Source organism: Rhodanobacter sp. FW106-PBR-R2A-1-15, assembly GCF_058789735.1.
The window spans coordinates 73,432-99,152 of the sequence record NZ_JBYTEM010000006.1; the positions used below are offsets into that span (position 1 = coordinate 73,432).

The following is a 25,721-nucleotide window of genomic DNA, read 5'->3' on the forward strand; positions in this document are numbered from 1 at the left end:
GCGGCCGCAGGGATCAGGCGCTCTGCGCCCGCTCCAGCATCTGCCTGGCATGGGCCCGCGTCTCGCGGGTGATCTCAAGGCCGCCCAGCATGCGCGCCAGCTCGTCGCGCCGGCCGGCGGCGTCGAGCACCTCGATCTGCGTGTGGGTGGAGTCGCCGTCGCTGTGCTTGCTGACCTTGAGGTGCGCGTGTCCCTGGGCGGCCACCTGCGGCAGGTGGGTGACGCACAGCACCTGGCGCTGGGCGCCCAGCGCGCGCAACTTCTGTCCGACCACCTCGGCAACGGCGCCGCCGATGCCGCTGTCGACCTCGTCGAAGATCATGCTGCCGACGGTGTCCTTGCCCAGGGTAACCACTTCGATCGCCAGGCTGATGCGCGCCAGTTCGCCGCCGGAGGCGACCTTGCGCAGCGGTCGCGGCGGCTGGCCGGGGTTGGCGCTCACCAGCAGCTCGCAGCGTTCACCGCCCTGCGGATCCGGCTCGTCGCCGCTGGAGGGTTCCAGCTCGACGCGCAACAGGCCGCCCACCATGCCCAGCTCGCCCATCAGCACGCTGACCTCGTCGCCGAGCCGAGCCGCCGCCGCGGCGCGAGCCTCACTGAGTTTGGCCGCCGCGTGGGTGTAGTCGCCCCGCAGGCGCTCACGTTGCGCCATCAGTTGTTCCAGCACGTCACCGGCGCCTTCGAGCTCGGCCAGTTCGGCCTGCAAGACGGCGAGCCGGTCGTGCAGCTCGGCCGCGGGCAAGCGGTGCCGGCGCGACAGCTCGTGCAGGCGGGCCAGGTGGTTGTCGACCTCGGTGAATCGCTCGGGGTCGAGGTCGACGTCCTGTGCATAGCGCGCCAGGCCGTCGGCGGCTTCGCCGAGCTGGATACCGGCATTGTCGAGCAGTTCCAGCAGCGGGTTCAGCCGCTCGTCGAGCGCGGCCAGCTTGCCCAGTTCGGCCTGCGCCCGGCCGAGGGCGCGACGCAAGGCGAATTCGCTGTCGCCGTCGAGCAGCTCGACCACGCCGGCGGTGCCTTCGGCCAGCCGGCCAGCGTTGGCGAGGCGTTTGTGCTGCGTCTCGAGTTCGGCCAGTTCGGCGGCAGGCAGCGCCCATTTCTCCAGCTCGCCGATTTCATGGCGCAGCAGTTCGATGCGCTGGTCGCGATCGTCGCCGCCGCTGAGCTTGCGCATGCGCGTGCCGAGTTCGCGCCACCGCACGGCGTTGCCGCGCACTTGCGCAAGCAGCTCGTCGTGGCCGGCGTAGGCGTCGAGCAAGGCAAGCTGGTGCGGGCGCGACAGCAATGCCTGATGTTCGTGCTGGCCGTGGATCTCGACCAGCAGCGCGGCCAATTCGCCGAGCTGGCGGGCGTTGGCGGGACGGCCGTTGATCCATGCCTTGGAACTGCCCTCGGCACGGATCACCCGGCGCAGCTGGCAGCCGCCGTCCTCGTCCAGTTCCTCGCGCTGCAGCCAGTCGCGCGCGGCAGGCAGTTCGGCCAGGTCGAACTCGGCGGCCAGTTCGGCGCGGTCGCTGCCGGCGCGTACCATGCCGCTGTCGGCGCGGGCGCCGGCCAGCAGCATCAGTGCGTCGACCAGCAGCGACTTGCCGGCGCCGGTCTCGCCGCTGACCACGGTCAGGCCCGGGCCGAAAGCCACCTCGGCAGCTTCGACGACGGCGAAATGGCGGACGTAGAGCGAAGTGAGCATGGGCAGGCTGCTGATGGAGTGGCGGGATTGTAGCGGCAGCCCGGCGGCGCAAGACACCGCTCCACTTGCAAGCTGCGCGCGCAAACCTTATTTCTTTGGGGTCTCAAGGATTGCTACGACAGCATGATCAAGCCACCCGGCCATGACCTCGACGCCCGCGCCCGCCGCCTGTTGCGCACGCTGATTGCCCAGTACCTGGTCGACGGCGAGCCGGTCGGTTCGCGCACGCTGTCGCGTTCGTCCGGCCTGGACGTGAGCCCGGCGACGATCCGCAACATCATGGCCGACCTCGAGGACGCTGGTCTGGTCGCCTCGCCGCATACCTCGGCAGGAAGGGTACCCACGCCGCGCGGCCTGCGCCTGTTCGTCGACAGCCTGATCGAACTGCAGCCGCTGCCGCGCGCCGAGATGGCACGGCTGCAGCGCGAGCTGCCGCCGGGGCCGACCACCACCCGCGACCTGCTCGGCAATGTGTCCACCCTGCTGTCGGCGATGACCCACTTCGCCGGCGTGGTCACGGTACCGCGCCAGGCCGATTTCCCGCTGCGGCACATCGACTTCGTGGCGCTGCCGGATGCGCGGGTGCTGGTGATCCTGGTGTTCAGCGACAACCAGGTGCAGAACCGCATCGTGCAACTGGCCCGGCCACTCGGTGGCAGCGAGCTGGAACACGCCGCCAACTACTTGAACAGCCATTTCACCGGCCTGCGTGTGGACGACATCCGCGCCCATCTGCTGGCCGAGGTGCGCAAGACCGGCAGCGAACTCAACCAGCTGCTCGCCAGCACGGTCGAGCTGGCCACCGCTTCATTTGCACCGCCGGCGACCGGACCGGGCGGCCCCGATGTGCTGGTCAGCGGCCAGACCAATCTGATGGGCTATTCCGAGCTGGCCGACCTGCAGCGCCTGCGCGAGTTGTTCGAGGCCTTCCAGCAGAAGAACGAATTGCTGCAACTGATGGAAGTCTGCGCCCGTGCGCCGGGTGTGCGCCTGTTCATCGGCGAGGAATCCGGCTTCACTGCGCTCGATGGCTGCAGCGTGGTCACCGCCAGCTACGGCGCGCAGGGGCGCGTGCTGGGCGCGGTCGGCGTGATCGGCCCGACCCGGATGGCCTACGAACGGGTGATTCCGGTGGTGCAGGCTACCGCCGGATTGCTCAGCGACGCCTTGAATCGCGCCGCCACGACCCTATAACCCCAGCGGGAGCGGGTTTATCGCGAATTTTTCCAGGGCGGCCGGCATGCATGCTGGCCATGACAACTGTTTTTGGAGTGAGCATGCAGAACAACGATCCGCAGTCGCCTGGTGATACGCCAGTCCAAGGCCAGCCGGGTGAATCGTCGGCCACGGAACTGGAAAGCCTGCAGGCGCGCGTAGCCGGGCTGGAGGCAAGCAACGCCGAGTTGCGCGAGACCGTGCTGCGCGAAAAGGCCGAACTCGAGAACCAGCGCCGCCGGCTGCACCGCGACCTGGAACAGGCCCGCCGCTTCGCCAACGAGAAATTGCTGAGCGAACTGCTGCCGGTCTACGACGGCCTGGAGAGCGGCCTGGCCATCGAAGGCGGCGACGTCGCCTCGATACGCGAGGGCCTTGGCCTGACCCTGAAGGCCTTGCTCAAGGTGGCCGAGAACCACGGCATGTCGCAGATCGATCCGCTGGGCCAGCCGCTCGATCCTGAACGCCACCATGCAGTGAGCATGGTCGAGGCGCCGGGCCAGGCGCCGGGTACCGTGGTCAGCGTGCTGCAGAAGGGTTACGTGCTGAACGATCGCCTGCTGCGCCCCGCGCTGGTCGCAGTGGCGAAGGACTGAGCGGCGCCATTGCCGGCGCCCGCCTGAATGGCGCGGCGGCAGGCATCGTCAAATCGCATCCGGGGCCTTGCCGGCATTGAATCACCCAGGCAGAACCCCATCTGGAAACCATCGCGGCCGCGGGGGCCGCACGCAAAATTCGGAGAGCAATCACATGGGCAAGATCATCGGCATCGACTTGGGTACGACCAACTCCTGCGTGGCCGTGATGGACGGCAGCACGACCAAGGTCATCGAGAACTCGGAAGGCGATCGCACCACGCCGTCCATCGTCGCCTTCACCAAGGACGGCGAGGTGCTGGTGGGCGCCTCGGCCAAGCGCCAGAGCGTGACCAACCCGAAGAACACCTTCTACGCGGTAAAGCGCCTGATCGGCCGCAAGTTCACCGACAAGGAAGTGCAAAAGGACCTGCACATCGTGCCCTATGGCGTGATCGCGCACGACAACGGTGACGCCTGGGTGCAGACCTCCGACGGCAAGAAGATGGCGCCGCAGGAAATCTCCGCCAAGGTGCTGATGAAGATGAAGAAGACCGCCGAGGACTACCTCGGCGAGACGATCACCGAGGCAGTGATCACGGTGCCTGCGTACTTCAACGACAGCCAGCGCCAGGCGACCAAGGACGCCGGCAAGATCGCCGGCCTGGAAGTGAAGCGCATCATCAACGAGCCGACCGCGGCCGCGCTGGCCTATGGCCTGGACAAGAAGGGCGGCGACCGCAAGATCGCGGTGTACGACTTGGGTGGCGGCACCTTCGACGTGTCGATCATCGAGATCGCCGAAGTCGACGGCGAGAAGCAGTTCGAGGTGCTGGCCACCAACGGCGACACCTTCCTCGGCGGCGAGGACTTCGACATGCGCGTCATCGACTATCTGGTCGAGGAGTTCCAGAAGGAGCAGGGCATCGACCTGCGCAAGGACCCGCTTGCGCTGCAGCGCCTGAAGGACGCCGCCGAGCGCGCCAAGATCGAGCTGTCCTCGAACCACCAGACCGACGTGAACCTGCCGTACGTGACGGCCGACGCGTCGGGCCCGAAGCATCTCAACATCAAGCTGACCCGCGCCAAGCTGGAAGCACTGGTGGAAGACCTGGTCAAGCGCACCATCGAGCCGTGCCGCACCGCGTTGAACGACGCCGGCCTGCGCGTGGCCGACATCGACGACGTGATCCTGGTCGGCGGCCAGACCCGCATGCCGAAGGTGCAGGAGGCGGTGAAGGACTTCTTCGGCAAGGAGCCGCGCAAGGACGTCAACCCGGACGAAGCCGTCGCCGTGGGCGCGGCGATCCAGGGCGGCGTGCTGGGTGGTTCGGTCAAGGACGTGCTGCTGCTCGACGTCACCCCGCTGTCGCTGGGCATCGAGACCATGGGCGGGGTGATGACCAAGCTGATCGAGAAGAACACCACGGTGCCGACCAAGGCGTCGCAGACCTTCTCCACCGCCGACGACAACCAGACCGCGGTGACCGTGCACGTGCTGCAGGGCGAGCGCGAGCGCGCCAGCGCGAACAAGTCGCTGGGCAAGTTCGACCTGCAGGGCATCGAGCCGGCGCCGCGCGGCATGCCGCAGATCGAGGTCACCTTCGACATCGATGCGAACGGCATCCTGCATGTGTCGGCCAAGGACAAGAAGACTGGCAAGGAACAGAAGATCGAGATCAAGGCCGGTTCGGGCCTGTCCGAGGAAGAGATCGCCCGGATGGTCGCCGACGCCGAGGCGAACAAGGAAGAGGACAAGAAGTTCCACGAGCTGGTCGCCACCCGCAACAAGGCCGACCAACTGGTGCACGCCACCCGCAGCGCGCTGAAGGAACACGGCGGCAAGGTGCCGGCCGACCAGCTCAGCAGCATCGAGGGCGCGTTGTCCGACCTGGAGAAGGCGAAGGACGGCGACGACAAGGCGACGATCGAGGCCAAGGTCGGCAAGCTGGAGCAGGTGGCGCAGGCGCTGTACGCGGCCGCGCAGGGCGGCCCGGCCGATGCCGGCGCGCAGTCCGCACCGGGCGGTTCGGCCCAGCCGGACGACGTGGTCGACGCCGAGTTCACCGAAGTGAAGGACAACAAGCAATAATCGGCGCCGTCTTCGGCATGGCCGATCGACCAGCCCGCGCCGGCTCCTCCCGGCGCGGGCTGTCTTGCTGGAGGCGAGGGCGTGGCAAGCAGTGTGGATGCATGAATGAGCAAGCGTGACTACTACGAGGTGCTGGGCGTCGAGCGCAGCGTCAGCGAAGCCGAGCTGAAGAAATCCTTTCGTCGGCTGGCGATGAAGTACCACCCGGACCGCTGCCCGGACGATCCCACCGCGCAGGACAAGTTCAAGGAGGCCAAGGAGGCCTACGAAGTCCTGTCCGACACTTCGAAGCGCGCGATGTACGACCAGCATGGTCACGCCGCCTTCGAGAACGGCATGGGCGGTCGCGGCGGTGCCGGCTTCGGCGACATGGGCGACATCTTCGGCGACATCTTCGGCGACATCTTCGGCCGCAGCGGCGGTGGACGTGGCCGTCCGCGGCGCGGCGCCGACTTGCGCTACATCATCGAGCTGGGCCTGGAGGAGGCCGTGTTCGGCGTGAGCCGGCAGATCGAGGTGCCGACCCAGGTCAACTGCCAGCACTGCAACGGCAGCGGCTCGGAGGACGGCAAGGTCAGCAAATGCAAGACCTGCAACGGCCACGGCCAGGTGCGCATGCAGAACGGCATCTTCTCCATCCAGCAGGCCTGCCCGCATTGCGGCGGCAGCGGCCAGGCGATCGAGAAGCCATGCCGCGAGTGCCATGGCGAAGGGCGCCTGGAAGAAACCCGCACGCTATCGGTGCAGATCCCCGAGGGCGTCGACAACGGCGACCGCATCCGCCTCTCCGGGCAGGGCGAGGCCGGTCCCGCCGGTGCGCCGGCCGGCGACCTGTACGTGGAAGTGCGCGTGCGCGAGCACGAGATCTTCCAGCGCGACGGCAACGACTTGTATTGCGAATTGCCGATACGCTTTTCGCAGGCAGCGCTGGGCGCCGAACTGCCGGTGCCGACGCTGGAGGGCGAAGTGCCGGTCAGCATCCCGCCGGAAACCCAGACCGGCACCCAGTTCCGCCTGCGTGGCCGCGGCGTCAAGTCGGTGCGCAGCAGCCGCCACGGCGACCTGATCTGTCGCGTGGTGGTGGAAACCCCGGTGCGGCTGACCCGACAGCAGCGTGAATTGCTGGAATCGCTGGAAGCCACCTTTGCCGGCAGCGACGCCGGCAAGCACACGCCACGCGCCAAGGGCTGGGTCGACGGCGTGAAGAAATTCTGGTCCAGGGTTACTGCCTAGACCCCGCTGCGCGGTTAGCATGTATGCCCTGTTCCCTGGAGCGTGCCGTCGATGACTCGTCCCCTTCGCCTCGCCTTGAGCGGCGCCTCCGGTCGCATGGGCCGCGCGCTGCTCGACCTGCTCGGCGAGGACGCCGGCGTCCAACTGGTGCATGCCGTGGTGTCGCCGGGTTCGGTCCACGACGGCCAGCCGGTACCCGTTGCCGCGACGGGTTCCCTGCGCTATGCGCATGACTGGACCCAGGCGCCGCCCATCGACGTGGTCGTCGACTTCAGCAGCCCGGCTGCGCTGGCGCCAGTGCTGGACCATTGCCTGGCGCAAGGCACGGCGCTGGTCAGCGGCACCACCGGCATCGACGCCGTACTCGAGGCACGGCTGGACGATGCTGCGCGGCGCATCGCGATCCTGCGTGCCGCCAACTTCAGCCTCGGCGTGGCGGTGCTGATGCGCCTGCTGCGCGAAGCGGCGGCGGCCCTGCCGGGCTGGGACCTGGAAATCGTCGAGGCGCATCACGGCCGCAAGCAGGACGCGCCATCCGGCACCGCGCTGGCGCTCGGCCGGGCAGCGGCGGCAACGCGTGGCACCACGCTGGAGGCCGCGGCGGTCTACAGCCGCGAAGGTCGTATCGGCAGGCGGAGCGAAGGCAGTATCGGGTTTGCCGTGGTACGCGGCGGCGACATCGTGGGCGAACACACCGCCATGCTGATCGGGCAGGGTGAACGGCTGGAGCTGGCCCATCGAGCCACCGACCGCATGATCTTTGCACGCGGCGCCCTGCACGCGGCGCATTGGCTGGCGGGTCGTGCCGCCGGGTCGTGGCAGTTGGAGGACGTGATCGCCACGCTGCGCTGATCCAGTCGCGCCAGCGCGGCACCCGCGGAGCAGACCTGGGCTCAGTCGCGATGCGAAGCGCTGCGATCGCGGCCTGCGCCCAGCCTGGTGTCGAAACGGCCGAACAGTTTCTTGAACACGCGCGAGAATTTGCCGCGTTTCGTCTTGCGCCGCTTCTCCTCCTCGCTGGTCAACCAGGCCACCTGAATCACCCGCCGCTCGCCTTCATAGGGCAGGTGGCCATGGAAGGAGTTCTCGCAACGCTTGAACACCGCGAACTCGCCGTAGAGCGGAGCCAGCTCCGGCACCACGACGCTGTCGATGTCGTCGATGCTGCGCAGGAAGCGCAGGCAGCCATCGCTGGTGTCCGGCCATCGCGGGTTCAGGTAGATCAGCGCGGTGACCACCTTGGACTTGCTGTCGGTGTGGATGGTGCCGTGGCGCTTGTTGAGCAGGCGGCACAGCGTCACCAGGGTGGGGTACTGCTCGAGGTGGTCGACGCCCAGGCGCTCGCCGATGGCGCGGGCAAACGTCGGCGCGGTCATGTTGTCGATCAGCGCGTTGACGCTCGGGCCGCAGTCGGCCGGGTCGTAGGGAAAAAAGCCGGCGCTGGTGTAGCGGGGAAAGTCGCGATCCAGGTCATCGCGCACTTCGTCCGGCAGTTGACCGTGCGCCATCATGAACGGGAAAGGCTGGTGCTGCACCGTGGTATCCGGGCGATCGAGACGAGCGGGATCGAGCAGTACGGCGGCACTCATGGGGCATCGGCCTCGAACAAGACAAGTGGCTTAGTGTACGCCGCCAGCGAGGTGCGTAAGAGCCACAGAATTCACGGATTCACGTTCCCTGAGGTGGACAGAAACGGCCCCGCCGCTTATCATTTCTACCCGCCCGAATTTCTTTCCCCACCAAACTCCACAAGCCAGCGATAGTGCGGCTTGCGGACTTTGCTGTATCCAAAAGGCGGTTACCCCGATGCCTATTCCTGCCCTGCTGGCCCTCGAAGACGGCAGCGTCTTTCGCGGCCATGCCGTTGGTGCCACCGGCGAAACCGTCGGCGAGGTGGTTTTCAACACGGCCATGACCGGTTACCAGGAGATCCTCACCGATCCTTCCTATGCACGCCAGATCGTCACGCTGACCTATCCGCACATCGGCAACACCGGCGTCAACGCCGAAGACGCCGAATCCACCACCGTGCACGCGGCCGGGCTGATCGTGCGCGACCTGCCGCGCCGCGCCAGCAGCTGGCGCAGCACCGAGAGCCTGCCCGATTACCTGAAGCGCCACGGCACGGTCGCGATCGCCGGCATCGACACCCGCCGGCTGACCCGCATCCTGCGCGACAAGGGCGCGCTCGCCGGCTGCATCGTGGCCGGTGAGCAGGTCGACGCAGATGCTGCGCTAGCCAAGGCCCGCGCGTTTCCCGGCCTGAACGGCATGGACCTGGCCAAGGTGGTCAGCACCGCCGCGCCGTACGTGTGGAAGGAGGGCGTGTACGACCTCGACCGCACCGCGTTCAACCAGCCCGCAATGCGCTTCAAGGTGGTCGCCTACGACTTCGGCACCAAGCTCAACATCCTGCGCCTGCTCGCCGAGCAGGGCTGCGAGGTCACCGTGGTGCCGGCGCAGACGCCTGCCGCCGAGGTGCTCGCCATGCAACCCGATGGCGTGTTCCTGTCCAACGGCCCCGGCGATCCGGCGGCCTGCGACTACGCCATCGCGGCAACCGGCCAGTTCCTCGAGGCGAAGATCCCGCTGTTCGGCATCTGTCTCGGCCACCAGTTGATGGGCCTGGCGCTGGGCGGCAAGACGCTGAAGATGAAGTTCGGCCATCACGGCGCGAATCATCCGGTGAAGGATCTGGACGACGGCCGGGTGCTGATCACCAGCCAGAACCATGGCTTCGCGGTGGATCCGGCCACACTGCCGGCGAACGTGCGGGTCACCCACGTCTCGCTGTTCGACGGATCGCTGCAGGGCTTCGCGCTGACCGACCGACCCGCGTTCTGCTTCCAGGGCCATCCCGAAGCAAGCCCCGGCCCGCTCGACATGGGTTATCTGTTCAAACGTTTCGCCGCACTGATGCAGGAGGCCCGCACCCATGCCTAAGCGTACCGACATCAAGAGTGTCCTCATCATCGGCGCCGGCCCGATCGTGATCGGCCAGGCCTGCGAGTTCGACTACTCCGGCGCGCAGGCGTGCAAGGCGTTGAAGGAAGAGGGTTACCGGGTGATCCTGGTGAACTCCAACCCGGCCACCATCATGACCGACCCGGACACCGCCGACGCGGTGTACATCGAGCCGATCAACTGGCAGACGGTGGAGCGCATCATCGCCAAGGAGCGCCCTGACGCGGTGCTGCCGACCATGGGCGGCCAGACCGGGCTGAATTGCGCGCTGGACCTGGCCGATCACGGTGTGCTGGAGAAGTACCACGTCGAACTGATCGGCGCCCGGCGCGAAGCCATTCGCATGGCCGAGGACCGCGAGCTGTTCAAGCGGGCGATGACCGAGATTGGGCTGGAGAGCCCGAAGTCGGACGTGGCCAGGAATTTCGAGCACGCGGTGGAGATCCAGGCCAGGCTCGGCTTCCCGGTGATCATCCGGCCCAGCTTCACGCTGGGCGGCACCGGCGGCGGCATCGCCTACAACAAGGAGGAGTTCGAGGCCATCGTCAAGCGCGGCCTGGAGATGTCACCCACCCACGAAGTGCTGATCGACGAATCGGTACTGGGCTGGAAGGAGTACGAGATGGAAGTGGTCCGCGACACCGCGGACAACTGCATCATCATCTGCGCCATCGAGAATCTCGACCCGATGGGCGTGCACACCGGCGACTCGATCACCGTGGCGCCGGCGCAGACCCTCACCGACAAGGAATACCAGCGCCTGCGCGATGCCTCCATCGCGGTGCTGCGCAAGATCGGCGTGGACACCGGCGGCTCCAACGTCCAGTTCGGCGTCAACCCCGTCGACGGTCGCGTGGTGGTGATCGAGATGAACCCGCGCGTGTCGCGTTCGTCCGCGCTGGCGTCGAAGGCTACCGGCTTCCCGATCGCCAAGGTCGCCGCCAAGCTGGCGGTGGGCTACACGCTGGACGAGCTGAAGAACGACATCACCGGCGGTCGCACGCCGGCCTCGTTCGAGCCGTCGATCGACTACGTGGTCACCAAGATTCCACGTTTCGCCTTCGAGAAATTCCCGGCGGCCGACGCCCGCCTGACCACGCAGATGAAATCGGTCGGCGAAGTGATGGCGATCGGGCGCAGCTTCCACGAATCGCTGCAGAAGGCCTTGCGTGGGCTGGAGATCGGCAAGACCGGCCTCAACCCGACCGGCCTGGACCTGGGCACCGACGACGGGCTGGCCGTGCTCAAGCGGGAGTTGCGCGAGCCGCGGCCCGATCGCGTGTTCCACCTGGCCGACGCGTTCCGTGCCGGACTCTCGCTGGAAGAAGTGTTCGAGCTCAGCCGGATCGATCCGTGGTTCCTCGCTGCGTTTGAGGACATCGTGCAGACCGAGGCGGAAATCACCAGGCAGGGCATCACCGCGCTCGATGCGCCGCGGCTGCGCGAACTCAAGCGACTCGGTTTCGCCGACGCGCGCATTGCCGAGCTGATCGGCAGCGACGAAGCCGCCGTGCGCCACCTGCGGCAGACCCTGGGCGTGCGCCCGGTGTACAAGCGGGTGGACTCCTGCGCGGCCGAGTTCGCCACCAGCACCGCCTACATGTATTCGACCTACGAGGAAGAATGCGAGGCGGCACCGACCGGCCGCGACAAGATCATCGTGCTCGGCGGCGGCCCGAACCGGATCGGGCAGGGCATCGAGTTCGACTACTGCTGCGTGCACGCGTCGCTGGCGCTGCGCGAGGATGGTTACGAAACCATCATGGTCAACTGCAACCCGGAAACGGTGTCGACCGACTACGACACCTCCGACCGGCTTTACTTCGAACCGGTGACGCTGGAGGACGTGCTGGAAATCGTCCACGTGGAAAAGCCCAAGGGCGTGATCGTGCAGTACGGCGGGCAGACCCCGCTGAAGCTGGCGCGCGCGCTGGAGGCAGCCGGCGTGCCGATCATCGGCACCAGCCCCGATTCGATCGACCTGGCCGAGGACCGCGAGCGCTTCCAGCACATGATCGAGAAGATCGGTCTGAAGCAGCCGCCCAACCGCACCGCGCGCAACGCCGACGAGGCGCTGGCGCTGGCCCGCGAGATCGGTTACCCGCTGGTGGTGCGCCCGAGCTACGTGCTCGGCGGCCGCGCGATGGAAGTGGTGCACGACGACGCCGACCTGTCGCGCTACATCCGTGATGCGGTGAAGGTGTCGAACGATTCGCCGGTGCTGCTGGACCGCTTCCTCGACCATGCGGTCGAGGTCGACGTGGACGTGATTGCCGATGCCGAAGGCACCGTGCTGATCGGCGGCATCATGGAGCACATCGAGGAGGCTGGCGTGCACTCGGGCGATTCTTCGTGCTCGCTGCCGCCATATTCGCTGAGCGCGAAAATCCAGGACGAAATGCGCCGCCAGGTCAGCGCGATGGCGAAAGAGCTGAAGGTCATCGGCCTGATGAACACGCAGTTCGCGATCCAGGGCGACACTGTCTACATCCTGGAAGTGAATCCGCGTGCCTCGCGCACGGTGCCGTTCGTGTCCAAGGCCACCGGCGTGTCGCTGGCCAAGATCGCCGCCCGCGTGATGGCAGGCCGCTCGCTGGTCGCCCTGGGCGCGACGCGCGAGGTGATTCCCTCGTATTACTCGGTGAAAGAGGCGGTCTTCCCGTTCCTGAAGTTCCAGAATGTCGACCCGATCCTCGGCCCCGAGATGCGCTCGACCGGCGAGGTGATGGGCGTGGGGCGCAGCTTCGGCGCGGCCTTCGCGCGTGGCCACGAGGCGGCCGGGATCAAGACACCGGTGATCGGCAAGGCGTTCCTGTCGGTGCGTGACGCCGACAAGGACCGCCTGCTGCCGGTCGCCAGGGAAATCATCGCGCGCGGCTTCAGCGTGGTGGCCACCGCCGGTACCGCCAGCTACCTGACCGGGCACGGCGTGGCCTGCGAACGGGTCAACAAAGTGCTCGAAGGCCGTCCGCACATCGTCGACCTGATCAAGAACGGCGAGATCGTCTACATCGTCAACACCACCGAGGGCAAGCAGGCGATCGCCGATTCGTTCTCGATCCGGCGCGAGGCGCTGCAGCATCGCGTCACCTATTCCACCACGGTGGCCGGTGCCCGCGCGCTGGTGCATTCGCTGGATTTCCACGGCGACGGTGAGGTACACAGCCTGCAGGATCTGCACAAGGAGCTAAACGCATGAGTCGCGCCCCGATTACCAAGACCGGTTCCGAGCGCCTGCGCGCCGAGCTGGAGCGGCTGAAGTCGGTCGAACGCCCGCGTATCATCGCGGCGATCGCCGAAGCCCGCGCCCACGGCGACCTCAAGGAGAATGCGGAGTACCACGCCGCGCGTGAGCTGCAGAGCTTCACCGAGGGACGCATCGCGCAGCTGGAAGCGCTGCTGTCGACCGCCGAGGTCATTGACGTGGTGAGGCTGAGCGCCGGCAGCAAGGTGGTGTTCGGCGCCACGGTGGACCTGGAGGACGAGGACTCCGGCGCCACGGTGACCTACCAGATCGTCGGCGACCTGGAGGCGGACATCAAGCAGCGGCTGATCGCGGTGTCCTCGCCGATCGCCCGCGCGCTGATCGGCAAGAGCGCCGGCGACAGCTTCGAATTCACCGCCCCGAACGGCGTCAAGCACTACGAGATCATCGACGTCCGCTACGAATGATCTCCGGCCAGCACCGCCGCTGGCCGGAGATCACTCGCAAAAAAGGCCGCTTTCGCGGCCTTTTTTGTGACATCGTCAGGCTGGGCTCAGCGCTGGCGAGCCTTGAAACGGGGGTTGCTCTTGCAGATCACGAACACCTTGCCGCGACGACGCACAACCTTGCAGTCGCGATGCCGCGCCTTGGCGGACTTCAAAGAGTTAAGCACCTTCACGGCCAGCTCCTGACACTAGACTAAAAATGTAAGCGCGTAAGTATAGCGGGCGGCGTGGCTGCTCACAAGTCCGGCGTGAGGGCGGTTTGCGCCACCGTGGCCAGGAATTGCTGCAGGGCGGGGGAATGGTCGTCGGTCCTGGAAGCCACGGCCAGCAACAGATAGGCATCGGAATCTTCCAGCGGCACGTAGCAAACCCCGACCAGGCGCACGGCACGCATGCTGGCCGGCACCAGGGCCAGCCCCAAGCCGGCGGCCACCAGGGCCAGCAGGCCGGTGATCTGCTGGGCGTGCTGGGTGATCGTCGGCTGGAAGCCGGCCTGCGTCGCCAGTTTCACCAGCCGGTCATAGAGCGTGGCGGCAAGTTCGCGCGGTTGCGACACGAACGCGTCGCCGGCCACTTCGGCCAGGTGCAGGCGGCTGCGGCCAGCCAGCGGATGGCCCGCGGGCAGCGCAAGCAGCAGCGGTTCGCGGTCGATCACGCTGAAGCGCAGGTCGCGGGCGTACTGCGGCTGCACCGGCTCGTCGCGGACAAAGCCGACGTCGATCCTGCCGGCGAGCAGGGCTGCAAACTGCGGTTCGGTGTACATCTCGTTCAGTTGCAGGCGCACGTCGGGAGCGATCTGGCCAAAACGCAGCAAGGTCCGTGGCATGACCGGGTGGAACGAGACCGAAACGGTGTAGGCCAGCCGCAACTGGCCGGTGTAACCCGCGGCAGCGGCCACCGTCTGGTTGCGCGCCTCATCCACCTTGGCCAGGATCTGCCGGGCCTGTTCAAGGAACACCCGGCCGGGTTCGGTGAGCGCCACGCTGCGTTTGGTGCGTTCCAGCAGGCGCACGCCCAGATCCTGCTCCAGCGACTGGATCTGTTGCGATAGCGGAGGCTGGGAAAGGTGCAGTCTCAGCGCGGCGCGGGTGAAGCTCAGTTCTTCCGCGACAGCGACGAAGTAGCGTAATTGGCGAAGATCAAACATATAGTGATATGAAATAAATAACGTTCTAAATATATATTAGATACTTTATTCCGTCGATCATAAAATCACTTCCGTCCCGCCACTTCCCCTCCCCCCTAGTGGCGGCGGCCCTCGCCCCGCAGCGACGCTAAATACAACATCTGGTTCAACTCCCCCCCTGAACCCATGTTGATGCGTCTTCCCTGCGGGGCGCTTTCTTTTGCATGACCGGCACCGCTGCCCGATGGCAACGGTGCCGGCGTCTAGATTTCGCTGGCCACGCGGGTGCCCTGGGCGATGGCGCGCTTGGCGTCCAGCTCGGCGGCCACGTCGGCGCCACCGATCACGTGCACCTTCATGCCGATCGAGATCAGTTCGTCGGCGAGGCTGCGGTTCGGCTCCTGGCCGGCACAGACCACCACGTGCTCGACCGGCAGGACTTGCGGCTTGCCGTCGACGGTGATGTGCAGCCCCTGGTCGTCGAAACGCTCATAACCGACCTTGCCCAGCATGGTCACCCGCTTCGTCTTGAGTGTGGCGCGGTGTACCCAGCCGGTCGTCTTGTTGAGCCGCGCACCGGGACGCCCCTCGCTGCGCTGGAGCAACCAGACCTGACGTGCCGGTGCTTCCGGATGCGGCGGTTGCAGGCCGCCGCGCTGCCGCAGCTGCAGGTCCACGCCCCATTCGCGGGTCCAGCGAACCACGTCGGTGGTGGGGGATGGCGCGTGCTCGACCAGGAACTCGGCCACGTCGAAGCCGATGCCGCCAGCGCCGATGATCGCCACCCGGGCACCCACCGGATGGTGTCGGGCCAGCACATCGAGATAGCCCAGCACGCGCGGATCGTCGCTGCCGGGAAAGCTCACCCGACGCGGCGTGATGCCGGTGGCGATCACCACCTCGTCGTAGCCGCCGGCACGCAGCGAGGCAGCGTCCGCCGCCTGACCGAGCCGGACGCCGACGCCGACATCCTGCAGTCGGTGGCGGAAATAGCGCAGCGTCTCGTGGAATTCTTCCTTGCCCGGGATCTGCTTGGCGTAGTTGAATTGGCCGCCGATTTCGCCGGCCTGGTCGATCAGGGTCACCGCATGGCCGCGTTCGCCCAGGGTGGCAGCACAGGCCATGCCGGCCGGGCCCGCGCCGACCACGGCGATGCGCTTGCGCGCAGCACTGGCTTCGATCTTCAGCTCGGTCTCATAGCAGGCGCGCGGGTTGACCAGGCAGCTGGCGCGCTTGTTCTGGAACACATGGTCAAGGCAGGCCTGGTTGCAGGCGATGCAGGTGTTGATGCGCTCGCTGCGCCCGGCCTTCGCCTTGTTCGCCCAGGCCGGGTCGGCCAGCAGCGGGCGCGCCATCGAGACCATGTCAGCCTCACCCTCGGCGAGGATGCGTTCGGCCACGTCCGGCATGTTGATGCGGTTGGTGGCGACCAGCGGGATCGCCACCTCGCCCTTGAGCTTCTGCGTCACCCAGGCGAAGCCGGCGCGCGGCACGCTGGTGACGATGGTCGGCACGCGCGCCTCGTGCCAGCCGATGCCGGTGTTGATGATGCTGGCGCCGGCCGCCTCCACCGCCCTGGCCAGGCTGGCGACCTCCTCCCAGTCCTGGCCGCCTTCGACCAGGTCGAGCATCGACAGGCGGTAGATGATGATGAAATCGCGGCCCACCGCCTCGCGCGTACGGCGCACGATCTCGACCGGAAAACGCATGCGCCGCGCGGCGTCGCCGCCCCAGGCATCGTTGCGCTGGTTGGTGCGTGCGGCGATGAATTCGTTGATCAGATAGCCTTCCGAACCCATCACCTCGACGCCGTCGTAGCCGGCGTCCTGTGCCAGCCTCGCGCAGCGCACGAAATCGCCGATGGTGCGCTCCACCCCGCGGGTGCTGAGCGCCCGCGGCGTGAACGGGGTGATCGGCGACTTGATTCTCGATGGCGCCACCGACAGCGGGTGATAGCCATAGCGGCCGGCATGCAGGATCTGCAGGCAGATACGCCCGCCTTCGGCGTGCACGGCACGGGTCAGCTTGCGATGCCGCGGCTTGTGCCAGGGCAGGGTGAGGCGGCCGCCGAATGGCTTCAGCCAGCCCTCGATGCTCGGTGAGATGCCACCGGTGACCATCAGCCCGACGCCGCCGCGGGCACGTTCGGCGAAATACGCGGCCAGCTTGTCGTAGTCGCGGGCTTTGTCCTCCAACCCGGTGTGCATCGAGCCCATCAGGATGCGGTTGGGCAGGGTGATGTGACCCAGGTCGAGCGGAGCGAACAGCTTCGGGTAATTCATGCGACCCCCTGAAATTCAAACGGCCGTATGAATGTGCCGGGATTCGGCGTTTGAAAGCAAGCGCCGCGTGTGCAAGCCGCCGCAGGCCTCAGGCCAGCAGTTGGTAGACCAGCGCGATGTAGCGCCGCATGGCCTCTTCCTCGGGAACCCCGTTCAGCTGCGCCCAGGCTTCATGCTTGGCGGTGCCGACGAAATCGAAGAAACCGGGCTGCGCCCGCTTGAGATCGCCCTCCGAGCCCTGCTTGTAGAGCGCATAGAGCTTCAGCAAGGTGTCGTTGTCCGGGCGCCTGGCCAATCGCCGAATGTCTCTGGCAGCCTGCTCGAACTCGCGGCGAAGGTCGGTCATAAGGCGGTGCGGGCAGGGCTGGCGGACAGGGGAGACCGGCTAGATAGCACGCGTTCCCAATAGGGTCAACGCGTTAAACTGCCGCTTCTCCAGCCAGCCCAGGACTCCGCCATGAGCCATGCTCCCGCCGTTCCCGTACTCACCATTGACGGGCCGTCGGGATCGGGCAAGGGCACCGTCAGCGCGCTGGTGGCCGAGCGGCTGGGCTGGCGGCTGCTGGACTCCGGGGCGCTGTACCGCGCGGTGGGCTACGCCGCCGGCGCGGAAGGGCTGGACCTGTCGGACGTGGAGGCGGTGACCCGCTGCGCGCAGGGCACGAAGATCCAGTTCCGCGCCGCCAGCGGCGGCGAGACCCGGGTGATCGTCAACGGCCACGACGCCACCGACGAGCTGCGCACCGAAACCGCCGGAGCGGCGGCCTCGGCGATCGCCTCGATGTCGTCGGTGCGCGAGGCCTTGGTGGCGCTGCAACTGGGTTTCCGCAGGGCGCCTGGGCTGGTCGCCGATGGGCGCGACATGGGCACGGTGATCTTCCCGGATGCCGCGCACAAGGTTTTCCTCACCGCGAGCGCCGCCGAACGGGCGAAAAGGCGCTATAAGCAGTTGAAGGAAAAGGGACTCAACGTTACACTTGGCGGCCTTCAGCGAGAAATTGAGGCGCGTGACAGCCGCGATGCATCACGTGCGGTTGCGCCGCTCAAGCCTGCCGAAGATGCCGTGCTGGTGGATACCACCGGCATGGGTATCGACGAGGTCGTCGCGAAAGTACTTGCCGTCGTGCAGTCCTGAGCGGATTGCGCGGCGGCTTCTGTGCCCCTGCCGTGGCAGGGGGTTTTGGCCCATGGTGTCGACGGTCGGTTCTGCGGAACCACCCGAAAACACCCACAACCGGTGGACCGGAAAGTCCGTGCGCAACACTCAACCAGGCGCAACGGGCGACGGTCTTTTCCCACTATGGAATCAACATGACTGAAAGTTTTGCCGAACTGTTTGAACAGAGCCAGCAGGCCATTTCCAAGCTGAAGCCCGGTGCCATCGTCACCGGCATCGTGGTGGAAATCCGCAACGACGTCGTCGTGATCAATGCCGGCCTGAAGAGCGAAGGCATCGTCCCGATCGAGCAGTTCAAGAGCGAGAGCGGCGTGCTGGAAGTGCAGGTGGGCGACGAGGTGAAGGTAGCCCTCGAAGCCCTGGAAGACGGTTTCGGCGAGACCAAGCTGTCGCGCGAGAAAGCCAAGCGCTCGATGGTGTGGGACGACTTGGAGCAGGCGTTCGACAAGGAAGAGACCATCGTCGGCATGATCTCCGGCAAGGTCAAGGGTGGTTTCACCGTCGACATCAAGGACGTCCGCGCGTTCCTGCCGGGCTCGCTGGTCGACGTGCGCCCGGTGCGCGACCCGGTCTACCTCGAGGGCAAGGAACTCGAGTTCAAGATCATCAAGCTGGACCGCAAGCGCAACAACGTGGTGGTCAGCCGCCGCGCCGTCGTCGAGACCGAGTTCTCCGAGGAGCGCGAGAAGCTGCTGGAGCGCCTGACCGAGGGCGCCGTGGTCAAGGGCACGGTCAAGAACCTCACTGACTACGGCGCGTTCGTGGACCTGGGCGGCATCGACGGCCTGCTGCACATCACTGACATGGCGTGGAAGCGCGTGCGTCATCCGTCCGAAGTGGTCAACGTCGGCGACGAGCTGGACGTGCGCGTGCTGAAGTACGACAAGGAGCGCAACCGCGTCTCGCTGGGCCTGAAGCAGCTGGGCGACGACCCGTGGGTCGCCATCGCCCGTCGCTACCCGGTCGGCAGCCGCCTGTTCGGCAAGGTCTCCAACGTCACCGATTACGGCTGCTTCGTCGAGATCGAGCCGGGCGTGGAAGGCCTGGTGCACGTGTCCGAGATGGACTGGACCAACAAGAACGTCAACCCGGCCAAGGTGGTGCAGGTCGGCGACGAGACCGAAGTGATGGTGCTGGACGTGGATGAAGAGCGTCGCCGCATCTCGCTGGGCATCAAGCAGACGCGCTCCAACCCGTGGGAAGCGTTCGCCGCCATGCACAAGAAGGGCGACAAGGTCTCCGGCCAGATCAAGTCGATCACCGACTTCGGCGTGTTCATCGGCCTGGACGGCGGCATCGACGGCCTGGTGCACCTGTCCGACATCTCCTGGCAGATGTCCGGCGAAGACCTCGTGCGCAACTTCAAGAAGGGCGACGAGATCGAGGCCGTGGTGCTGGCGGTGGATCCGGAGCGCGAGCGCATCAGCCTCGGCATCAAGCAGATGGAGCAGGATCCGTTCGGCCAGTTCATGGCGGCGAATCCGCGCGGCAGCATCGTTACCGGCACCGTCAAGGAAGTCGACGCGAAGGGCGCCGTGATCGACCTGGGCGAAGGCGTGGAGGGTTACCTGCGCGCCAACGACATCGCCAAGGAACGCATCGACGACGCCACCCAGCACCTGAAGGTGGGCGACAAGGTCGAGGCCAAGTTCACCGGCATGGATCGCAAGGGTCGCCAGCTGGCGCTCTCGATCCGCGCCAAGGACGAGGAAGATGCACCCGACACGTCGGTGGATTATTCGTCCGCGGCCAGCGGTACGACCAAGCTTGGTGCGCTGCTCAAGGAGCAGTTCAACAAGGCCGACTGAGCGCCTGCAGCAGCCTGATACGGGGCGGCGGCTCATCGCCGTCGCCCCGTTGTTTCATGTCACGGACATTGGGGCCCCATGACTAAATCCGAATTGATCGAGGCGCTCGCCAGGCGCCAGACCCATCTTGCGTTCGCGGACGTCGAGATGGCCGTCAAGAGCGTCATCGAGCAGATGAGCCATGCCCTCGCTCACGGCGAACGCATCGAGGTGCGCGGCTTCGGCAGCTTTGCGCTGCATTACCGGCCGCCGCGCATGGGGCGCAACCCCAAGACGGGCGAGGCCGTGGCGCTGCCCGGCAAGCACGTTCCGCATTTCAAGCCGGGCAAGGAATTGCGCGAGCGCGTCAACCAGGATCTGGAGCAGAAAACCGCCTGATATCCTGGCCGCCACACCGGAAAACCAATCGAAGGCAGGCGACGCAAGTTGGTCCTGCCTTTTTGTTGCCTGCCGCCAGGCGACCGCTGGCCCGCGATGAAGCGCTGCCGCACGAGGCGGCCGGTGCTGCCTGTGCCTGTCACGACCAATCGGGTAAAGTCTTGGCCATGCGACTGCTCGCCATCATCGTTCTCGTGATCTTCGTTGCCGCCGGCGTCGTGCTGGGTGCGCTCAATGCCGACCTGGTCGGTTACGACTTCGCGTTTGTCCGGATGCAGTTGCCCAAGGGTGCCGCCCTGCTGGGGGCGCTGGTGATCGGCTGGCTGCTGGGCGGGCTCACCGCCTGGCTCGGTGCAAGCATGCGCCAACGCCGCCGGCAACCCCGCGCGGACAAGCAGTCGCCGGCCAAACCATGAATCTCCTGTATGTACTGGTTCCGCTGGTGCCGGCTGCCTTCGTGCTGGGCTGGTGGGCTTCCCGTCAGGCTGATGCGCGCCGTTCCGGTGCCGAGGTCAGCGAACTGTCCTCGGACTATTTCCGCGGCCTGAACTACCTGCTCAACGAAGAGCAGGACAAGGCGATCGAGGTCTTCCTCAAGCTGGCCGAGTACAACCGCGACACGGTCGAGACGCACCTGGCGCTGGGCAACCTGTTCCGCCGCCGCGGCGAAGTGGACCGCGCGATCCGGCTGCACCAGCACCTGGTTTCACGGCCGGGTCTGACCGATGCGATGAAGACGGTGGCCTTGCTGGAGCTGGGCGAGGATTACATGCGTGCCGGCCTGCTGGATCGTGCCGAGGCGCTGTTCTCCGACCTGGTGGCGATGGATGCACACGCGCCGTCGGCGCTGCGCCACCTGATCGCGATCTACCAGCACGAGCGTGACTGGCACAAGGCGATCGAGCACGCGCGGCGGCTGGAAGTGATGACCGGTGAGGACGAGGCGCCGATGATCGCCCAGTTCTACTGCGAGCTGGCCGACCGCTCGCGCCAGCACGGCGCCCGCGCCGAGGCGCGCGACTACCTGCGCCAGGCGTTCGAGTGCCAGCCCGGCTGCGTGCGCGCCTTCATGCTGACCGGCCGCCTGCTGTCCGAGGACGGCCAGCACGCCGAGGCGGTCGCTGCCTACGAGGCAGCGATCAAGGCTGATATCGCCTTCACCCCGGATATCCTGCCGCCGCTGCTCAACAGCTACGCCCGTTCGCAGCAGATGGAACGCGCGGAACATTTCCTGCACGACATGCTCGGGCGCTACCACGGCGTGTCGCCGGTGCTGGCGCTGACCCACCTGTACCGCCAGCGCGATGGCGAGCGGGCGGCGATCGACTTCCTGACCGCACAATTGCGCAAGCGGCCATCGGTGCGTGGACTGATGGCCCTGATCGACGCCACCATGGACAAGATCGAAGGCGAGGCGCGCGAGAATTTTCTGATCCTGCGCGATCTCACCCGCAAGCTGCTGGAAGGCCAGGCGATGTACCGCTGCAGCCGCTGCGGTTTCGGTGCCAAGGCGCATCATTGGCAATGCCCCAGTTGCAAGAGCTGGAGCACGATCCGGCCGATCCACGGCGTCGCCAGTGAGTGAAATGAGCCGAGTGAAGTGAGCCCATTGCAGTGAGCCCATTGAAGTGAGCATGTACACGACCATCGGATGGTTGCTGGCCAGCTTGTCGATCACCCTGCTGCTGGTGCGCGGCGCGATCGGCTACGCGCAGCGGCGCGGCATGCTGGACCAGCCCGGGCCACGCCGCTCGCATCGCCTGCCCACCCCGCGCGGCGGTGGCATCGGCATCGTCGTGGCCATGCTGGTGTGTCTGCCGGGCGTGCTGCGGCATCCGCCGGCGGCGTGGCCGGCAAGCGTGATCGCCAGCCTGCTCGCCGCGCTGGTGCTGGTGGCGCTGGCTGGCTGGTGGGACGACCACCGCTCGCTGCCGATCCTGCCGCGACTGGGCGTCCAATTGCTGGCGGTGGGCCTGTTTTCGCTGGGCCTGCTGACTACCGGCTTGTCGGGATGGTGGATGCCGCTGCTGCTGATCGCCGGCGCCTGGAGCATCAACCTGCACAACTTCATGGACGGCATCGATGGCCTGCTGGCGCAGCAGGCGATCTTCGTGGGCGCCGGCCTGGCCGGGCTGGCTGTCGCAGCGGGGCAATCTGCGCTGGCGGCGGCGGTCTTTGCGGCATCGGCGCTGGGCTTCTGGTGCTTCAACCGGCCGCCGGCGCGGATCTTCATGGGCGACGTCGGCAGCGGCAGCGTGGGCCTGCTGATCTTCGCCTTCAGTGCCATGCTGTGGCGCGTCGATCCCTCGTGGTTGTGGCCGGCGCTGATCCTGTCATCCGCCTTCGTGGCGGATGCCAGCCTGACCCTGCTGACCCGCATGTGGCGCGGGCGGCGCTGGTACACTGCCCATCGCGAACACCTCTACCAGTGGCTGGTGCGACGCGGGGGAACTCACGCACGCTCGGACATGATCTATATGGGCTGGAACCTGCTGGTCGCGGCACCTTCGGCCTGGTTGGCCTGGAGTCATCTGTACATGGCGCTGCCGATTACCATGGCTGTCTATCTTGCAGCGGCAGTCGCCTGGCTGGCGCTGAAACGTCGCTGCCTGCGACGCCATCTGCCCAAGGTAACCCATGTCGCTGCGTAGGCTTGTCGGCTTCATCCATCCGCGTATCGCTGTCGTGCTGCACGACCTGGCCATGGCCGCGCTCGCCTGGTGGATCGCCAAGCTGCTGCGGTATGCGCTGAAACCCGACGAGATCTTCAGTTTCCGGCTGTTCGAGTTTCCGATCGTGCTGCTGGTGCAGGGGTTGATCTTCCGCTGGACCGGGCTGTACCGCAGCGTCTGGCGTTTCGCCAGCCTGCCGGATTTGTGGAACATTGCGCGCGCCGTGGTCGTCGGCTCGCTGTTCATCGGCGTGTCGCTGTTCCTCTACAACCGGCTGGAAGGGGTTCCGCGCTCGGTGCTGGTGCTCTACCCGTTGCTGCTTGCCGCGCTGCTGGGGGTACCGCGCCTGGCCTATCGCTACTGGAAGGACAGCCGCAACGACCTGCTGCAGAACCAGGTCGCCAAGCGCGTGCTGATCGTCGGCGCCGACCGGGCCGGCGAAGTACTCTCGCGCGACCTGCAGCGCGACAACCGCTACGGCGTGGTCGGTTTCGTCGACGACAACCCCAGCCTGCGCGGCGCCAGTATCAACGGTCACCCGGTGCTCGGGCGGTTCGACCAGCTGCCCGAGGTCGCCCGCGAAGTGGCGGTCGACATGCTGCTGATCGCGCTGCCCGGCGCCTCGACCGCCGAGATGCGGCGGGTGGTCTCGCTGTGCGACGCCACCGACCTGCCGTACCGGACGGTGCCGCGGCTGGAAGACGTGGTGGCCGGCCGCGCCCAGTTCAACCAGATCAAGGAAGTGGCGATCGAGGACCTGCTCGGCCGCGACACGGTGGAACTGGACTGGACCGCGATTCGCGAAACCCTGAGCGGGCGCCGCGTGCTGGTCACCGGCGGCGGCGGCTCGATCGGCTCGGAGCTGTGCCGCCAGGTGGCCCGGCTGGGCGCACAGTCGCTCACCGTGGTCGAACAGAGCGAGTACAACCTGTACCGGATCAGCCAGGAGCTGCGCGCGGATTTCCCCGAGCTGATCTTCGACGGCATCCTGGCCAACTGCGGCGACGAGGCCGCCATGCGCAAGGCCTTCGCGGACTTCCGGCCGCAGGTGGTGTTCCATGCCGCCGCCTACAAGCATGTGCCGCTGCTGCAGGACCAGTTGCGCACGGCGTTCCGCAACAATGCACTGGGCACGCGCACGGTGGCCGATGCGGCCTGCGCGGTCGGCGTGGAATGCTTCGTGCTGATCTCCACCGACAAGGCGGTCAACCCGACCAGCGTGATGGGCGCGTGCAAGCGCGTCGCGGAGATCTATTGCCAGAATCTCGATGCGCACACCGCCACGCGCTTCATGACGGTGCGTTTCGGCAACGTGCTGGATTCGGCCGGTTCGGTGGTGCCGCTGTTCCGGCGGCAGATCCGCGAGGGCGGCCCGGTTACCGTGACGCACCCGGAGATCTCGCGCTACTTCATGACCATTCCCGAGGCCTGCCAGCTGATCCTGCAGACCGCGAGCATCGGCAAGGGCGGCGAGATCTTCGCGCTGGACATGGGTGAGCCGGTGAAGATCCGCGATCTGGCCGAGCAGATGATCCGCCTCGCCGGCAAGAAGCCGGGCAGCGAGATACCGATCGTGTACACCGGCCTGCGTGCGGGCGAGAAGCTGTTCGAGGAACTGTTCCATCCGCTGGAGAACTACAGCGCCACCGCGCACGCCAAGATCTTCCTGGCGCAGCATCGCGAAGTGTCGTGGGAGTTGCTGCAGGCCATGCTGTGCAAGGCCGCCGAGGCGGCCGATGTTTTCAATGAGGAAGAACTTCGCCGCTGCGTATCCAGCCTGCTGCCTTCGTTCCGCTGGAGCGAAACGGTGCATCCGGACAACGTGGTGTCGATCCGCCGCGCCAACCCGGAGATCAATGAGTGAGCAAGCCCCTGCGCAAAGTGGTGTTTCCCGTGGCCGGACTCGGCACGCGCTTCCTGCCGGCGACCAAGGTGGTCGCCAAGGAAATGCTGCCGGTGCTCGACAAGCCGCTGATCCAGTATGCCGTCGACGAGGCGGTGGATGCAGGTGCCGACACCCTGGTCTTCGTCACCAACCGCTACAAGCATGCGATCGCCGACTACTTCGACAAGGCCTACGAGCTGGAGTCGAAACTGCAAGAGAAGGGCAAGGCCGAGCTGCTGGCACTGGTGCAGGGCACCTTGCCGCGGCACGTGCGGGCGATCTTCGTGACCCAGCCCGAGGCGCTCGGCCTGGGCCATGCCGTGCTGTGCGCCAAGCCCGTGGTCGGCGACGAGCCGTTCGGCGTGATCCTGCCGGACGACCTGATCTGGAACGGTGCCGGCAAGGGCGCGCTGCGGCAGATGGCGGAGCTCGCCGATGCGCAGCAGGCCGGGGTGATCGCGGTGGAGGAAGTGCCGCGCGACCAGACCGACAAGTACGGCATCGTCGATGCCGTGCCGGTCGACGAGCGCAGCGCGCAGATCCGCCACATGGTGGAGAAGCCCAAGCCGGCCGACGCACCGTCGAATCTGGCCGTGGTTGGCCGCTACGTGCTGCCGGGCCGCATCTTCCAGCTGCTGGAGCAGACCACGCCCGGCGCCGGCGGCGAGATCCAGCTCACCGACGCCATCGATGCGTTGCTGAAGGAGCAAGGCAAGGTACTGGCCTACCGCTTCGAAGGCACCCGCTTCGACTGCGGCAACAAGGCCGGGCTGGTGCGCGCCACCATGCACATGGCGATGCAGGATCCGAAGCTTGCGCCCACCGTGCGAGAGTTCCTTGGCCAGCTTTGAACCACGGCGGCCACAACGCGCGGCCATGAAGGCCGTGCCCACTACGTCACGGACACCGGCGTCGC

At 66.7% G+C, this 25,721-nt stretch carries 22 protein-coding genes; 16 read left to right on the forward strand and 6 right to left on the reverse strand.

What is annotated here, in order from left to right; translation table 11 throughout:
• Window positions 1-13: 13 nt before the first annotated feature.
• Window positions 14-1,687, reverse strand: coding sequence for a DNA repair protein RecN (gene recN, locus AC3WTD_RS05290; protein ID WP_492613123.1), 1,674 nt, complete (start codon window positions 1,685-1,687; stop codon window positions 14-16).
• Window positions 1,688-1,810: 123 nt separating this feature from the next.
• Here recN and hrcA point away from each other — a divergent pair, with 123 nt between their 5' ends.
• From hrcA to dapB, 5 genes are all read left to right on the forward strand, one after another.
• Window positions 1,811-2,881 (forward strand): heat-inducible transcriptional repressor HrcA, encoded by a 1,071-nt coding sequence (gene hrcA, locus AC3WTD_RS05295; RefSeq protein ID WP_027492484.1) that lies wholly within the window; start codon window positions 1,811-1,813, stop codon window positions 2,879-2,881.
• Between the two features lie 83 nt (window positions 2,882-2,964).
• A complete protein-coding gene (gene grpE, locus AC3WTD_RS05300; protein WP_027492485.1) occupies window positions 2,965-3,498 on the forward strand; it encodes a nucleotide exchange factor GrpE in 534 nt (177 codons plus the stop codon).
• A gap of 154 nt (window positions 3,499-3,652) precedes the next feature.
• Entirely contained in the window at window positions 3,653-5,569 is a 1,917-nt protein-coding gene (gene dnaK, locus AC3WTD_RS05305) for a molecular chaperone DnaK (protein WP_027492486.1), read from the forward strand.
• A gap of 105 nt (window positions 5,570-5,674) precedes the next feature.
• Window positions 5,675-6,802 (forward strand): molecular chaperone DnaJ, encoded by a 1,128-nt coding sequence (gene dnaJ / locus AC3WTD_RS05310; protein ID WP_492613124.1) that lies wholly within the window; start codon window positions 5,675-5,677, stop codon window positions 6,800-6,802.
• 51 nt (window positions 6,803-6,853) lie between these two features.
• The gene (gene dapB, locus AC3WTD_RS05315; RefSeq protein ID WP_027492488.1) at window positions 6,854-7,654 is read left to right on the forward strand and encodes a 4-hydroxy-tetrahydrodipicolinate reductase; all 801 of its coding nucleotides are present in this window, start codon (window positions 6,854-6,856) and stop codon (window positions 7,652-7,654) included.
• Window positions 7,655-7,695: 41 nt separating this feature from the next.
• Here the strand turns inward: dapB and AC3WTD_RS05320 are convergent, their stop codons facing one another.
• On the reverse strand, window positions 7,696-8,391 hold the full coding sequence (locus AC3WTD_RS05320) for a 2OG-Fe(II) oxygenase (protein WP_027492489.1): 696 nt from the start codon (window positions 8,389-8,391) through the stop codon (window positions 7,696-7,698).
• A 217-nt stretch (window positions 8,392-8,608) separates the two neighbouring features.
• Between AC3WTD_RS05320 and carA the strand changes: the two genes are divergently transcribed.
• Genes carA through greA form a run of 3 tightly spaced genes read left to right on the forward strand, consistent with a single transcriptional unit; the run spans window position 8,609 to window position 13,438 of the window.
• Window positions 8,609-9,745, forward strand: a complete 1,137-nt coding sequence (gene carA / locus AC3WTD_RS05325) for a glutamine-hydrolyzing carbamoyl-phosphate synthase small subunit (RefSeq protein WP_492613125.1) — start codon at window positions 8,609-8,611, stop codon at window positions 9,743-9,745.
• Window positions 9,738-12,965, forward strand: a complete 3,228-nt coding sequence (gene carB / locus AC3WTD_RS05330) for a carbamoyl-phosphate synthase large subunit (RefSeq protein WP_492613126.1) — start codon at window positions 9,738-9,740, stop codon at window positions 12,963-12,965. The genes carA and carB overlap by 8 nt, the downstream gene beginning before the upstream one ends.
• On the forward strand, window positions 12,962-13,438 hold the full coding sequence (gene greA, locus AC3WTD_RS05335) for a transcription elongation factor GreA (RefSeq protein WP_027492492.1): 477 nt from the start codon (window positions 12,962-12,964) through the stop codon (window positions 13,436-13,438). Before carB ends, greA begins: the two co-directional genes overlap by 4 nt.
• A gap of 86 nt (window positions 13,439-13,524) precedes the next feature.
• Here greA and ykgO read toward each other — a convergent pair whose 3' ends face one another.
• The 4 genes from ykgO to AC3WTD_RS05355 form a co-directional block, all read right to left on the reverse strand.
• Entirely contained in the window at window positions 13,525-13,650 is a 126-nt protein-coding gene (gene ykgO, locus AC3WTD_RS05340; RefSeq protein ID WP_007508267.1) for a type B 50S ribosomal protein L36, read from the reverse strand.
• A gap of 62 nt (window positions 13,651-13,712) precedes the next feature.
• Window positions 13,713-14,624 (reverse strand): LysR substrate-binding domain-containing protein, encoded by a 912-nt coding sequence (locus AC3WTD_RS05345; RefSeq protein ID WP_492613127.1) that lies wholly within the window; start codon window positions 14,622-14,624, stop codon window positions 13,713-13,715.
• 242 nt (window positions 14,625-14,866) lie between these two features.
• Window positions 14,867-16,885: an oxidoreductase gene (locus AC3WTD_RS05350; RefSeq protein WP_492613128.1), complete on the reverse strand. Its 2,019-nt coding sequence runs from the start codon at window positions 16,883-16,885 to the stop codon at window positions 14,867-14,869.
• A gap of 88 nt (window positions 16,886-16,973) precedes the next feature.
• Window positions 16,974-17,231: an acyl-CoA-binding protein gene (locus AC3WTD_RS05355; RefSeq protein ID WP_039953753.1), complete on the reverse strand. Its 258-nt coding sequence runs from the start codon at window positions 17,229-17,231 to the stop codon at window positions 16,974-16,976.
• 111 nt (window positions 17,232-17,342) lie between these two features.
• Here AC3WTD_RS05355 and cmk point away from each other — a divergent pair, with 111 nt between their 5' ends.
• The 8 genes from cmk (at window position 17,343) to galU (ending at window position 25,656) form a co-directional block, all read left to right on the forward strand.
• Complete coding sequence (cmk, locus tag AC3WTD_RS05360) at window positions 17,343-18,020, forward strand: (d)CMP kinase (RefSeq protein WP_027492497.1); 678 nt, start codon at window positions 17,343-17,345, stop codon at window positions 18,018-18,020.
• A 176-nt stretch (window positions 18,021-18,196) separates the two neighbouring features.
• The gene (gene rpsA / locus AC3WTD_RS05365; RefSeq protein WP_027492498.1) at window positions 18,197-19,870 is read left to right on the forward strand and encodes a 30S ribosomal protein S1; all 1,674 of its coding nucleotides are present in this window, start codon (window positions 18,197-18,199) and stop codon (window positions 19,868-19,870) included.
• Window positions 19,871-19,948: 78 nt separating this feature from the next.
• On the forward strand, window positions 19,949-20,248 hold the full coding sequence (locus tag AC3WTD_RS05370) for an integration host factor subunit beta (protein ID WP_008436224.1): 300 nt from the start codon (window positions 19,949-19,951) through the stop codon (window positions 20,246-20,248).
• Between the two features lie 167 nt (window positions 20,249-20,415).
• Window positions 20,416-20,664: a lipopolysaccharide assembly protein LapA domain-containing protein gene (locus AC3WTD_RS05375; protein ID WP_027492499.1), complete on the forward strand. Its 249-nt coding sequence runs from the start codon at window positions 20,416-20,418 to the stop codon at window positions 20,662-20,664.
• Window positions 20,661-21,833, forward strand: a complete 1,173-nt coding sequence (gene lapB, locus AC3WTD_RS05380) for a lipopolysaccharide assembly protein LapB (RefSeq protein ID WP_027492500.1) — start codon at window positions 20,661-20,663, stop codon at window positions 21,831-21,833. Before AC3WTD_RS05375 ends, lapB begins: the two co-directional genes overlap by 4 nt.
• Window positions 21,834-21,882: 49 nt before the next feature.
• Complete coding sequence (locus AC3WTD_RS05385) at window positions 21,883-22,899, forward strand: MraY family glycosyltransferase (protein WP_492613129.1); 1,017 nt, start codon at window positions 21,883-21,885, stop codon at window positions 22,897-22,899.
• Window positions 22,886-24,784 (forward strand): polysaccharide biosynthesis protein, encoded by a 1,899-nt coding sequence (locus AC3WTD_RS05390; protein WP_492613130.1) that lies wholly within the window; start codon window positions 22,886-22,888, stop codon window positions 24,782-24,784. Before AC3WTD_RS05385 ends, AC3WTD_RS05390 begins: the two co-directional genes overlap by 14 nt.
• The gene (galU, locus tag AC3WTD_RS05395; RefSeq protein ID WP_027492503.1) at window positions 24,781-25,656 is read left to right on the forward strand and encodes a UTP--glucose-1-phosphate uridylyltransferase GalU; all 876 of its coding nucleotides are present in this window, start codon (window positions 24,781-24,783) and stop codon (window positions 25,654-25,656) included. The genes AC3WTD_RS05390 and galU overlap by 4 nt, the downstream gene beginning before the upstream one ends.
• The last annotated feature ends 65 nt before the right edge of the window (window positions 25,657-25,721 follow it).

Coding starts and splice junctions, on each gene's coding strand:
- AC3WTD_RS05375 (WP_027492499.1), top strand. CDS start 20,416: ATGCGACTGCTCGCCATCATCGTTCTCGTGATCTTCGTTGCCGCCGGC.
- AC3WTD_RS05390 (WP_492613130.1), top strand. CDS start 22,886: ATGTCGCTGCGTAGGCTTGTCGGCTTCATCCATCCGCGTATCGCTGTC.
- recN (WP_492613123.1), bottom strand. CDS start 1,687: ATGCTCACTTCGCTCTACGTCCGCCATTTCGCCGTCGTCGAAGCTGCC.
- carB (WP_492613126.1), top strand. CDS start 9,738: ATGCCTAAGCGTACCGACATCAAGAGTGTCCTCATCATCGGCGCCGGC.
- dnaK (WP_027492486.1), top strand. CDS start 3,653: ATGGGCAAGATCATCGGCATCGACTTGGGTACGACCAACTCCTGCGTG.
- AC3WTD_RS05320 (WP_027492489.1), bottom strand. CDS start 8,391: ATGAGTGCCGCCGTACTGCTCGATCCCGCTCGTCTCGATCGCCCGGAT.
- AC3WTD_RS05350 (WP_492613128.1), bottom strand. CDS start 16,885: ATGAATTACCCGAAGCTGTTCGCTCCGCTCGACCTGGGTCACATCACC.
- AC3WTD_RS05370 (WP_008436224.1), top strand. CDS start 19,949: ATGACTAAATCCGAATTGATCGAGGCGCTCGCCAGGCGCCAGACCCAT.
- carA (WP_492613125.1), top strand. CDS start 8,609: ATGCCTATTCCTGCCCTGCTGGCCCTCGAAGACGGCAGCGTCTTTCGC.
- grpE (WP_027492485.1), top strand. CDS start 2,965: ATGCAGAACAACGATCCGCAGTCGCCTGGTGATACGCCAGTCCAAGGC.
- lapB (WP_027492500.1), top strand. CDS start 20,661: ATGAATCTCCTGTATGTACTGGTTCCGCTGGTGCCGGCTGCCTTCGTG.
- dapB (WP_027492488.1), top strand. CDS start 6,854: ATGACTCGTCCCCTTCGCCTCGCCTTGAGCGGCGCCTCCGGTCGCATG.
- greA (WP_027492492.1), top strand. CDS start 12,962: ATGAGTCGCGCCCCGATTACCAAGACCGGTTCCGAGCGCCTGCGCGCC.
- AC3WTD_RS05355 (WP_039953753.1), bottom strand. CDS start 17,231: ATGACCGACCTTCGCCGCGAGTTCGAGCAGGCTGCCAGAGACATTCGG.
- AC3WTD_RS05345 (WP_492613127.1), bottom strand. CDS start 14,624: ATGTTTGATCTTCGCCAATTACGCTACTTCGTCGCTGTCGCGGAAGAA.
- cmk (WP_027492497.1), top strand. CDS start 17,343: ATGAGCCATGCTCCCGCCGTTCCCGTACTCACCATTGACGGGCCGTCG.
- AC3WTD_RS05385 (WP_492613129.1), top strand. CDS start 21,883: ATGTACACGACCATCGGATGGTTGCTGGCCAGCTTGTCGATCACCCTG.
- dnaJ (WP_492613124.1), top strand. CDS start 5,675: ATGAGCAAGCGTGACTACTACGAGGTGCTGGGCGTCGAGCGCAGCGTC.
- rpsA (WP_027492498.1), top strand. CDS start 18,197: ATGACTGAAAGTTTTGCCGAACTGTTTGAACAGAGCCAGCAGGCCATT.
- hrcA (WP_027492484.1), top strand. CDS start 1,811: ATGATCAAGCCACCCGGCCATGACCTCGACGCCCGCGCCCGCCGCCTG.